Here is a 9,761-nt window from a genome sequence, read left to right as displayed (position 1 = left end):
CGCCGGCAGCTACGTAAGCGAGCGCGTCTTCTGGGACCACCGCCTCCCTTCCGGTGAACTCCCTGGCGACTTCACCACCCCCTACTTCCACGGGCTCTACTCCGTCGCCCTCCGCCCGCACACCTACACCGACCCCGAGCACTTCGAGCACGCCTGGGCCCGTCTGGTTTATGAAATGCACCGCATGAGCCGCGACACGCAGCGCAGCCGCATCGCCACCCTCGTGCAGTACCGGTGGGTCCCCGTCGACACCGCCGTGCAGGAGTACGCCCGCATCTACTGGAGCGTCCGGAGAGAGCTTGAGCAGTTCTACCATCAAACCTGGCGCCCCTGGGCCGAATCCCGCGGCCCCCCCTCCACCCGCGCCTCTGGATGCTCGACCACACCGGCACCTTCGACACCTGGTACGAGGAGCAACGCGGAAGCTTCGACTACATGCGCACCTACTACGAAAAACTCCTGCACCCACCAGGCAAGTGACGCTGGCGAAAGATCAAATTCCAAACTTCAAACTTCAAACTTCAACGTCCCCCTCACTCCCACCCGCCCCCTCTTCAACCACAGAGTCACAGGTTCACGCAGTGAAAAGTGAAGAGTGAAAAGTCAAAAGTCGCTGCGGCCCCATCAGTCCTATTCCCTCCCACGCCGCCTCCCCCTCCCCAAGCCTTCTTCCTCCCGCATGGCAGCTCAGGGCCAAAGGCCCGACGTCATACCAGCCCAGGGCAACGCCCTGGGATAAAGCCCGCAACACACCACTCAGGTGCGATACCCGACCTCCCCCTCACCCCCTCCCAATCCCGACTCCCAACAAAACCCACGACACCTCCCAACCAACCACAGAGAGCTTCCTTTTAGGCAGAATTGAGATCAGCTCCGAGCAGCTCGACGCGGCTTTAGCAACTCATGCACCAAACCCTGCTTCTTCAGAACCATTAGTGCTCCATCAGTGAACATCGGTGGTTTCAGAAACCCTAATTCCGCAAATTTTGTCAATTCTGTCCAACCCTCATCATCAGTGTTCCATGAGTGCCCATGAGTGGTTTCCCATTCCCCTCAGCCCTCATGGTCAGCGTCCCGTTAGCGTCCGTCAGCGGTTCCCCTTCATTCAATCCTGCCTCTCTCCCGGGAGCACCGGTGCAAATACCTTGAACCGCTCCCTGTAAAAATCCGCCCAGCGGCGCAGGCCCTCGTACATCGCTTGATAGGGCTTCCAGGGATAGGCCTCTGGATTCGTGTAGTGGGAGAGCCATTTCTCAAAGTCCTCCTGATCCCGCCATCGCCAGGTATCTTCATCACTGGTGAACCCCTGCGCCACCGACCACGGCCGCCACACCTCCTCCCGGAACCGGCTCATTTTCTGGATCGCCTGCCACTCCACCCTGGCACAGCTCCTGGCAAAATCCGCGGCAGACACCTTTCCCTCCACCGCGCCCAGGCCCGTCGCCAGCCACGCCGTGCCCAGGGACATGTTGTGAATCTCAAACACCATAGCCGACCACATCTTCTCAAACGCCAACCTCCCCGTGCCCGTCGCGTTTTTGAGCTGCACCGAATAGAGCCCCGACACCTCCAGCCTGCTGTGACAGGCACCACTGCCTTCACCCGGCTCCGTGGGATCCCAGAACACCCGCTCCCCCACATACCTGCCCGCATACGCCTGCACCGCCCATTGGTAGATGGCATCCTCCTCGCCCACATAGCCCGCCTTGTTGTCCTTCTCCCGGCGATACACCGCCATCCCCGGCCGGTCCCCCAGCATCCGCTCCACCTGCCGCCGCCCGTGCTCCAGATCCGCCGGCGTCAGCTCCACCGGACGCACCATCACCGAGGCCCCACGACCTCCCCGCCATCGCTCCTCACCCTCCTGCGCCCCCGCCCCTGGAGACGTCGCCAACAGCAGTAAGACCACCGCCGCCCACACCGGCACCTTCATGAAGATACTCCTCACCATCATAACCTCGTTTTTTTACCCACCCTAATGCATTCCCCATGTTCCTTCAACTCACACTTACCCCGCCCCACTCCATCACTCCATCACTCCATCACTCCATCACTCCATCACTCCATCACTCCACACCATTCCTCGAACCACAGCGCCTCCACCCTACCGATCCACCGATCCACCGTCCTACCGTCGCTCTCCGCGCGCCAGTTCATACGACTTCAGGTAGGGCACCTTCGGGTACTCCCCCACCTTGGTGAACTGGGCCAGCCACGCCTCGAAGTCATCCAGATGCTTGCCCTCCCATTCTGAGAGATCCGTCTTGTGCCCCACCTTGTCGGCCCACGGCTGCCAGAGGGTGCGCCGCATCTCCGGCATCTTCCCAAAGTTGAACCATTCCACCCGGGCACACGCCTTCACGTACTCATCTGCCGTCATCTCGCCCTGCTTCGCCCGCGCATCCAGTGCCGACCACGCCTCCTTTTGAGACACGCTCAGCATTTCGCAGACAAAGGAGGCCCACATCACCTCAAACGCCCTCCTCCCCCGTTGGCGTTCATCCGCCACACGCAGCAGATACAGCCCATGCAGCGCCGGCCGCGTGTGGCTCGCCAGCAGGCCCTGCTCCGGCGCGCGACCATCCCAAAAGATTCGCTCACCCACGTGCTTTCCTGCATACGCCTCCACCGCCCACTGGTAGATCGCATCCCCCTCCCCCACATAGCCCGGCGCATCATCCTTCCCCTTGAGATACACCGCCATCCCCGGCCGATCCCCCAGCATCTGCTGCACCTGCCGCTTTCCATGCTCCAGATCTGCCGGAGACACCTCCCCCGCCATCCCATTTTCACAAAACGCCAGCACCAGCACCAGCGCCCACGCCGCCTCACGCCAAAGCCCCACCTTCACGATCATCTGCGCTCCAAAAATCATCATCGCCGTTTGTTTTTCACTACGCTAATGTATCCCCCACCCACCAGCAATCCCAACCTCATCTCCACCCCTCCACCACTCCACCCACCGCGCCCCACCAACCAAGAACCCCTTCCCATGAGGCCCCCCTTCCTCACCACCGCTACCACCGCCGCGCTCACCCTCCTTCTCACCTGCCTCTCCGCACTCGCTGCCGTCTGCGGCGCAGAGCCCACGGCGGAGGACATGGAACACGGCAGGAAGCAAGTCCAGCTCATGCTTCTGGACCGCCCCGGCATGGTCGTGTACCGCCTGGACAAAGACGCCCGCGCTGGCTACGTCACCCCCTCAGACCCCATGTACCAGTGGGCCCAGGCCGCCTTCGCCGGCAAGTACGTAGGCCAGCGCATCCTCTGGGACCGCCGCCTCCTGCCCGAGCGCACCGATGCCACGTACACCGCCCCCTCTGAAAACGAGCAGCCCTACACCATCAGCGTCAACGACCAGACCGGCGTCTCTCACCAGGCCTTCGACCGCATGTGGGCCGCCCTGTTTTATGAGATGCGGAACCTGACCCGCGCCGCAGAGAGGACCCGCATCGAGGATGACGCCGCCGCCAGAAGGATCACCGTTGAAGATTACATCAAGCAGAACGTCCTTCTCCACTGGCACATCCAGGATGAGCAGGAAAAGTTCTATGAAACTGACTGGCTCCCCTGGGCCTCCGCACTGGGGATGGAACACAACCGGAACGTCTGGATCAAGAAACGGCCCGCCACCTTCGACGAATGGTTCGCCAGCACCCTGAAGAAAGCCCCCTCCCCCTGGCTCAGCCATTACAAGTACTACGAAGCCCTCAGACCGCAGGCCAAGCCCCCTGCAACGACCACGCGCGGCCCTGAAGCATCCAGCCCGGCCCCACCTCCATCCACTGACAGCGGAGCCGCCGCCCCCACCCGCTAGCGCCCACCTGCCGCACTCCGGCGGGCATATATTTTGTCGAACCGTTTTTTGAACTCGTTCGATGCCTTCCCGGCCCCCTCGTACCCCTCCAAAAAGGGCTGCCAGGGATAACCTGAGCGGTCCGTGTAACCAGAGAACCAAACCTCAAAACCCTCCTGTCCAATCAGGTGCCAGTACCGCGCATCGCTCTTCACTCCAGCGCGCCCAGCCCACGGCAGCCACACCTCATCCCTCAGGCGCACCAGCTCGCCAAGCGCTCTCCATTCCACCTTGGCACAACGTTTCACAAACTCGTCGGCAGAGCACGACCTGTCCAGAGCAGCCTTCTCCGCCAACGTCCACTCTGTGGCGAATGACATGTTCATCACCTCATAGAAGAACGAGGACCACATGTGCTCAAACTCCCCAGGACCTTCACCTGACGAGTCACGGATCAACACGCCACACAATCCGAAGGCTGACACCCCTAGATGACAGGCCTCAGCCCCCTCAGTGTCTCCCTGCACCCAGAACACCCTCTCCCCCACGTACTTTCCCGCATACGCCTCCACCGCCCACTGGTAGATCGCATCCCCCTCACCCACATATCCCGCCTGGTTGTCCTTCTCCCGGCGATACACCGCCATCCCCGGCCGGTCCGCCAGCATCCGCTCCACCTGCCGCTTCCCGTGCTCCACATCCTGTGGTGAAAGATCTCCCGCGAAAGCGGGAAGATGCAAGAGCACCATCAAGAAGAGAATTGCTGCAATAGCGACTTTCATGGACGAGCTAAGCCAGACGCATTTACCTTATGATCATTGCCGTTCGAAATCAAAAAAATGGGGCGCGAATCTTCGCGCCCCATTTCAAGGGTCAGGGTTAACACCCCTTCTTCTTCTCCGGCTCCTTATCCTTGGGCTTTTCTTTGGGCGGATCCTTTGGCTTTTCCGTAGGAGGTTTGGTGGGCGGGTCCTTGGGAGTTTCCGGCGAAGAAGGAGGAGGCAGCGAGCCAGGGAGTTTTGGAGGATCAATCCCAGGCTTGAACGGTGCCGGTGCCGGACCGGGATTGGGCGCTGGCTTGGGTCGCTTGGGCAGGACGTCATCCTCGGGGACTATTGGATCGTCTTCCTCAGGTTCCACGGCTGGGAACCACGGCTTCCTGTCATCAACGTCGACATCCTTGGGAAACTTGGGATTGGATTCTGACGGCTTTGTCCCATTGGGGTCCGTCCAGTCCACCGGATCATTCTCCACATAGCGGTAGAGATTCATGTCCCCGGCCAGGAAGAGAATGGGATCCGTCTGCAGGAAGCGCCCCAGCTCCGGCAGATAGGCCCGGTTCCGGTAGTCATACAGACCCGCCTCCGCAATCCACTCCCGCCCGGTATAGAGGAAACGATTCCCCAGGGCTGAAGCCGCCAGCGGCACTCCAGAGGCCACATCCCAGATGCCCACCGCCCCGTAGATATCGTAGCGGTACGTCTCCTTCGGCTGACCCAGCGCATCCGTCAGCGCCGTCACACTGCCCAGCACATCCTGGTGGTAGTACACCGTGCCCGCGCTGTCCGTCTTGCTCAGCAGCTCATCCTTCCGCGCACCATGCACATAGCGCTGCACCAGCACCCCGGCGGCATCCCGCTCCTCGATCAGGTCCCAACCGTCCCAGATGAAGAACGTCGTCACTCCGTTCACCGTCCGGCCCACCTGGCGGTTCCGCGTGTCATAGGCAAACGTCACCACCGCACCGGGTGAGGACACTCCGAGCAGCCGGTTCTGCGCATCATAGCCCAGCGTCCGGTTTCCCGCCGCCGGCACATTCAGATCCACCGGCACCTGCACCAGGTTCCCCCGCCCATCATAGAGCAGCGTCTGACCCCCCCACCGTCGGGTACTGGTTGGTCGCGATCGCCGTGCCATACGTCGTGGTGCCCGTGGCCACCGGTGGCAGCAGCGTACTGCCGGAGCCTGCCACCGTCACGCTCTGGCGGTTCCCCGCCGCATCATGCACATACGTCACCTGCCGGGTCCCGCCGCTGCCCGTGGCGTTCACCGCCTCATACGTGACTCCTGAAACCTGCCCCGCGGCGTCAAAGGTGTACACATCCCACGTGGCATTGTTCACCAGCTGCGTCTTCCTGCGTCCTGCTGCATCATAGGTGTAGTCATACCGCTGGAACACACCGCCGCCATTGCTCTGCACCACCGAGGTCGTCTGGGAGGCGTCATCGATGGTGTACGTCGTCACCGTGCCGTTCTCCAGGCTGCGCGTGGCCCGCTCGCCATTGGCATGGTACGTGTAGCTGGCCAGCGGCGGCGGCCCGTCCGCCTGGATATCCTTCACCTGACCCCGCGCCGTGTAGCTGTAGTCCACCACACTCCCTCCCGGGTACGTCACACTCGTGCAGTTCCCATCCGCGTCATACCCGTACGTCACCGTGTAGCTCTGCGCCAGCGCCGCCACATACTGGGTCTCCGTCAGCTTCCGGCCCGCGTCATCATAGGTGTAGCTGCTGGTCGCATGGCTGTTCCCAGAGGTGGCCAGCATCCCGCCCACATCATACGTGCGCACCACATCCGGCGTGCTGTCGCTCCAGTCATAGGTCACCTCACGGTTCCGGTTGTCAAACGTCGCCGTCGCCACCTGGCCCTGCCGTGTCTTCGTCGTGAGCCGGTTCCCCACGTCGTCATACGTCCACTGCTCCGTGGTCGCATCCGGGTAGAGCAGCTCCGTCGGCCGTCCCGCCAGATCATAGCTCCACGTGTGCACCTTCCCCCGGGCATCCGTCATCGTCTTCAGCCTGCCCGCCGCATCGTAGGTGTAGCCCGTAGTCTGGCTCTTGGGATCCGTCACACTCGTCTGCCGGTCCATGAGGTCGTACACCGCCGTCGTCACACCACCGTCCGGCCGGGTCATGCTCAGCACATTCCCCTCCCCGTCATACACCAGCGTCGTCTGGCGGCTCAGCGCGTCGGTAGAGGTCAGGCACCGGTTCCGGCTGTCATAGGTGTACAGGCTCACCTTCCCGTTGGCATCCGTCACCTGGGTCACATTGCCCGCCGCATCGTACACATAGCTCGTCGTGGCCGCATCCGCCGTGCCATAGCCCGTCGTCCGGCTCGTCAACTGCCAGTCCAGGTCATACGCACTGTGGATCTGCCGGCCGCTCGGCAGCGTCACCAGCGTGGCCAGATCTCCCGTGTTGCACGTGCCACAACCTCCCGCCCCCACATAGCTGTAGTGGGTGAGCTGGCTCAGCGGATCCGCCACAGACGTCAGCCGGTTGTACTCATCATAGCCGTACGTCCACACCTTCCCCAGCTCATTCACCATCTGGATCCGGTTGCCGTGGTCATCATAGGCATAGGAAATAAAGCTGGCGTCAGGGTGCGTCACCCGCGTCGTCTGGCCCCGGTCATTCTGCACATAGCCCGTCGTGTGGGAGTTCGCATTCGTCACTGCGGTCAGCTGGTCCAGGCTGTTGTGTGCATACGTTCTCACGCCCCCCTCCGCATCCGTGTACGTCTGCGGCACACCGTTCACCGAGTACGTGGTGGTCGCCACCCCGCCGTCCCGCTCCGTGTGGGTGAGCACCTGGCCCAGCGCATTGTAGGTCCACGTCTCATAGGTGCCATCCGGATGGTCCTTCCGCGTGATCCTGCCCGCCCCATCGCGCGTGTTCGTCGTCACCCGCGCCGCCAGTCCCGGCCCCGTCACCGTAAAGGTCAGGATGCGCTCCCTCGCATCCCGCGTGATTGTCTCCACCGTCCCGTCCGGGTACGTGGTCACCAGGGGATTCCCCAGCGCCGTGCGCGTGTAGGTGGTCGTATGCCCCCTGGCATCCGTCTCGCTCACCAGGTGGCCCGTGCCCCCGTTGCCATAGATGAAATTACTCACCCCGCCCATCCCGTCGATCTTCTGCGTCAGGTTCGCCGTGCTGCCCGTGTACGAGTACTTGATCGTCCGCCCGTTGGAGTACACCGCCTTGGGCTGGTGCGCCGCATCGTGGGAGGTCGTCGCGATCACCTCATTGGTGATGCCATTGCGCTCCTCCCGCACAAACCCCAGCGACGTATCCGGGTCAAACCCATACGTGATCACACTCCCCGCCCCCGGCACCCGCGGATCCACTGCATGGGAAAGGATCGGCCGCGTGTACAGATGCACCTGCGTGTACCCATAGAGCGCCTGCGTGGCATCCGGATAAGTCGCCGAATCCAGGAGCGACCAGCTGAAGCCCCCGGACGCATCCGTGAACGTGCTGTAGTTATACACCACCTTGCGCCCATCGCTCGCCTTCACCTCCTTGATGGAGTAATGCGTCGCCGACAGACTGTTCATCCCCACAAACTGGGCCGAGGCCGTGGGCGTCGATCCCGCCACACTCGCCAGCAAATAGCGGATGCGGGACACCTTCTTCGTCACCCCCACCCCCAGGTCAACGCCCACATACCCATTGCGCTTGTACGCGTAGCGGTAGTAAGTCGCCGCATTGCCATCGAACGCCTTGGCCGACTCCTCACCCGTGGCAAACACTGGCTCACTGCCGAACGGCGTGCCTCCCGTGATCAGGACGTTGTTCTCATCGTAGAACTCCACCTCCGCCACCGGCAGCGGCGGCGCATTGTGCCAGTCATTGTTGTAGTACAGCGTCAGGTAGCGGTGCGCCTTCGCCGTGGAGATGCCCGTTGCCTCCACCCACGATCCCGCCGTGCCCGGGTACGGAGTGGTATGCAGCACCGTCTTCTCCTGGTTCAGCAGCCCGTGGTTCACATAGGTGAACTGCAGCCAGCGTCCGCTCGGGTCCACCACCTTGCGCAGGCTCGTGTCCGTGACGCTGTTGTATTGCATCGCGTACACATTCCCCAGGGCATCCTCGCAGGAATCCAGGCGGTAGTAGAAACCGGAGGTGGTGTACGGGTACTTGTTAAAGCGGTACACCGTGCCGTCCGCCCGCAACAACGTGAACGCCGTACCGCTCTGCGTGACCCGGGAGGTGCCATTCGCATGCGGCAGCCACAGCGTCGGATCCGACACATCCTGGATGTAGGCCACGTCAGCCCCATCAGGAAAACCAACGCGCAAGACCGGCTGGCCATTCGTGTACAGACCACCGTCACGCATGCTCCACTGGTAGCCATGCGTCCACACCCCCTCCTTGCCAAACCTCCCCGTGCTCTGCGCCATGGCAGACAGGCGGGTATTGCTGTAGCGCACCATCTTCAGCGGCAGCTCCCCCACCGAGCCGAAGACCGTCAGATCCACCACCTCCCGGCTCGCATTGCCCGTGTACGCGTTGAAGAGGTTCGCCCCATCGCCATTGCACGGGTGATTCCGGCTCGGCGGGGCAGAGGGACTCTGCGTCTGGTTGTTGCCGCACGGCTGGTCCGCCGCACGGCCGGAGCCGGCCGCCAGCAGCGCCGTCCCCAGGCATAAGAGAAATGTTGAAGGTTTCATGGGTTTTTGTTTTTCTATTTCCTAGAACTCTGACATCTGAAAGACTCCTCCGGCATCCAGGCGGTCAGCCTACAGCCACAGCCACAGCCATCGCCCTCAGGCACCCGGCATCCACCGCCCCTACCGGGCAGCCGTCTGGATCGCAGGCGCTTCGCCCGCCCAGAACTCCAGCAGCTTCACATCGCCACCCGGCGTGCGCGTCGTCACCCGGTGCACCCCCGGATTGCTCGACACATCAAAGGCAAAGGACACCCGCTGCTGCGCATCCACCGCCGTCAGCAGCGCCGCCTGGTCCTGCCCGGTGAACTTCCCGCCATCCTGCGCCGCCAGCGCCACCGGCGTACCCGGTGCCGCATCCTGAAAGACCAGCGTCACCTCCGCCCGGGCCGCGTCCCCCATCCAGATCCGTGGGTACTCGCCCAACTGGTTTGGCATCATCCGCACCCGACGATTCAGCGCCGCCACGCTCACAAAAGCCTCCACCACCTCCCCTTCCCCGCCGCCACCGCC

General features: G+C 62.7%; 8 protein-coding genes. 2 read left to right on the top strand and 6 right to left on the bottom strand.

Features of this window, described 5'->3' with window-relative positions:
- Nucleotides 1–592, top strand: a 592-nt coding sequence (locus BV106_RS38355) for a hypothetical protein (RefSeq protein ID WP_265595581.1), incomplete at its 5' end; no start/stop codon positions are given.
- Nucleotides 593–1,105: 513 nt separating this feature from the next.
- Here the strand turns inward: BV106_RS38355 and BV106_RS11715 are convergent.
- Together BV106_RS11715 and BV106_RS11710 are read right to left on the bottom strand one after the other, a co-directional pair.
- Nucleotides 1,106–1,954: a hypothetical protein gene (locus BV106_RS11715; protein ID WP_265595580.1), complete on the bottom strand. Its 849-nt coding sequence runs from the start codon at nt 1,952–1,954 to the stop codon at nt 1,106–1,108.
- A gap of 174 nt (nt 1,955–2,128) precedes the next feature.
- A complete protein-coding gene (locus BV106_RS11710) occupies nt 2,129–2,878 on the bottom strand; it encodes a hypothetical protein (RefSeq protein ID WP_038164689.1) in 750 nt (249 codons plus the stop codon).
- Between the two features lie 114 nt (nt 2,879–2,992).
- On the opposite strand from BV106_RS11710, the gene BV106_RS11705 reads away from it, so the two are divergent.
- Entirely contained in the window at nt 2,993–3,817 is an 825-nt protein-coding gene (locus BV106_RS11705) for a hypothetical protein (protein WP_265595579.1), read from the top strand.
- On the opposite strand, the gene BV106_RS11700 is transcribed toward BV106_RS11705, so the two are convergent.
- From BV106_RS11700 to BV106_RS11685, 4 genes are all read right to left on the bottom strand, one after another.
- Nucleotides 3,814–4,578, bottom strand: a complete 765-nt coding sequence (locus BV106_RS11700; protein WP_038164684.1) for a hypothetical protein — start codon at nt 4,576–4,578, stop codon at nt 3,814–3,816. The two genes, BV106_RS11705 and BV106_RS11700, sit on opposite strands and share 4 nt — an antisense overlap.
- Before the next feature lie 97 nt (nt 4,579–4,675).
- Nucleotides 4,676–5,713: an RHS repeat-associated core domain-containing protein gene (locus BV106_RS11695; RefSeq protein ID WP_081891676.1), complete on the bottom strand. Its 1,038-nt coding sequence runs from the start codon at nt 5,711–5,713 to the stop codon at nt 4,676–4,678.
- On the bottom strand, nt 5,652–9,251 hold the full coding sequence (locus BV106_RS11690) for an RHS repeat domain-containing protein (RefSeq protein ID WP_038164680.1): 3,600 nt from the start codon (nt 9,249–9,251) through the stop codon (nt 5,652–5,654). The genes BV106_RS11695 and BV106_RS11690 overlap by 62 nt, the downstream gene beginning before the upstream one ends.
- 120 nt (nt 9,252–9,371) lie before the next feature.
- On the bottom strand, nt 9,372–9,761 hold a 390-nt coding region (locus BV106_RS11685), incomplete at its 5' end, for a hypothetical protein (RefSeq protein WP_038164678.1).

The organism is Verrucomicrobium sp. BvORR106 (genome assembly GCF_000739655.1).
Lineage (GTDB): Bacteria > Verrucomicrobiota > Verrucomicrobiia > Verrucomicrobiales > Verrucomicrobiaceae > Verrucomicrobium.
This window is presented reverse-complemented; position numbering and strand designations above follow the sequence as displayed.